At 40.6% G+C, this 1,489-nt stretch carries 2 protein-coding genes; both read right to left on the bottom strand.

Going from position 1 to position 1,489, the window contains the following annotated elements:
• Positions 1–50: 50 nt before the first annotated feature.
• Complete coding sequence (locus H6A34_RS14380; RefSeq protein WP_205106073.1) at positions 51–401, bottom strand: hypothetical protein; 351 nt, start codon at positions 399–401, stop codon at positions 51–53.
• Between the two features lie 228 nt (positions 402–629).
• Positions 630–1,489, bottom strand: an 860-nt coding sequence (locus tag H6A34_RS14385; protein ID WP_205106074.1) for a zinc-binding metallopeptidase family protein, incomplete at its 5' end; no start/stop codon positions are given.

The following is a 1,489-nucleotide window of genomic DNA, read 5'->3' on the forward strand; positions in this document are numbered from 1 at the left end:
TGATTTTCTTCTGCAACCGTAATTCCTGTAAAGACTTGAATATCCCATAATCAGACTGCCTGTTTCCTTAGCCATTGTCTTACTCTTGTTTCATAATTTTCGCAATATTCCACGTTTCCGTCTATTACCGAAATAAGGTTGTCAAGATAAACGTTTTCTATGATTTTCCTGTTTCCTTGGTTTTCGTCAGGAGTAAGGGTAACTGTAAATGTATCCGAGCCTTCGTCATACTCGACTCTTACATAACCCGTCATCTTGAAGCCCTGTACATGAAACTCCGTGCCATTACTTAAAGTCCTGACCGAAGCGAAGCATATTCCCCAGCTTAAAGGGATTACACTGTGCTGGAATATTCTCCAAATGTATCTTGCTATTGAAGTTCTGTTTTCTGTTGTGTTCATAACCGTTATTGTCTTTATTTTTATTGTTTTGAAATTGATGTTTTGTTGATTAAAATTACATCGAATATCAACCAATTTCTGAAAGGCCATCAAACGCATTGTAAAAGACCGTGTTTTGCATTCCAATAGGCCATGTATTAGAGCCTCATTTGCCGTCTTTTGGTTTGACATTTGTCTTTTATGGTTAATTGGTTGGTATTCAGCGACATAAGAGAGTATGATATTTGACTAAGCTACATCTTCATTTCTTTCGTAGTAGAGTTCTGCTGCTGCATCGTCATATATCATCGCGAAGTCGTCAAGTCCGAGCAAGGGGTATTCCTCATGATAAAAGGAATGCAGGTCGGCAGGTGTCAATGTAGGGTCTGAAATAAGCGAATCCCTTACCAGTTCATACATTTCCTCATACTGTTCCCACCATACCAACTGGCAGTCGTAACCTTTCATCCGTCCCGGCTCATGAGGATATACCTTGGTGCAATGTGTGATTATGTGCTCGATAAAAACTAAACATTTCATCAGGTCGTTCTTGTCTGTAAACTCATTGTCCGTATGTGGTTCGTAATAACCGCAGCTTATGTTGATGCAGGAAACATTTAATCCGTTCTCCTTCAGTTGCTCAACGTCGGTCATCATTCCTTCTGTCGGTGTATAGCCAAACTTTTCAGGCGTTATGTCCTTTATGAAATCGTCCGAGCAAATGTCCATGAAGCCGATTTGGGTTATTACATCAGAATTACCCCTTCTGTCCGGCTGTATTACAAAGCGACAGTCGTTAAAGAATTCCATGTTTGCCTTTGAGCTTCCGATGCAACCGACCTCCTCACCCACAAAGAATGCAACTTTTATTTCGTTAAACTTCTGGAGGCATTGAAGGCATAACCATACACCGTTTTTATCATCAGCTCCCAATCCGCAAAAACTCCTTTCTTTGGGACTATAACCAAACAATAAGTCCTTGGTTTCAATTACCGTGAAGTCTGTAGGATGATATTTCTGTACCTGATCCAAATGAGCCACCATGCAGGGATAGGTCTTTGCAGTTCCCTTGGTTATGTAGATGTTCCCTGTGTTCCAGTCAAGTTCGA

This window comes from Marseilla massiliensis, assembly GCF_016899855.1.
In the GTDB taxonomy this organism is placed as follows: domain Bacteria; phylum Bacteroidota; class Bacteroidia; order Bacteroidales; family Bacteroidaceae; genus Prevotella.

Excerpts from the sequence above, each read along its gene's own strand:
- H6A34_RS14380 (WP_205106073.1), bottom strand. The coding sequence starts at position 401 with ATGAACACAACAGAAAACAGAACTTCAATAGCAAGATACATTTGGAGA.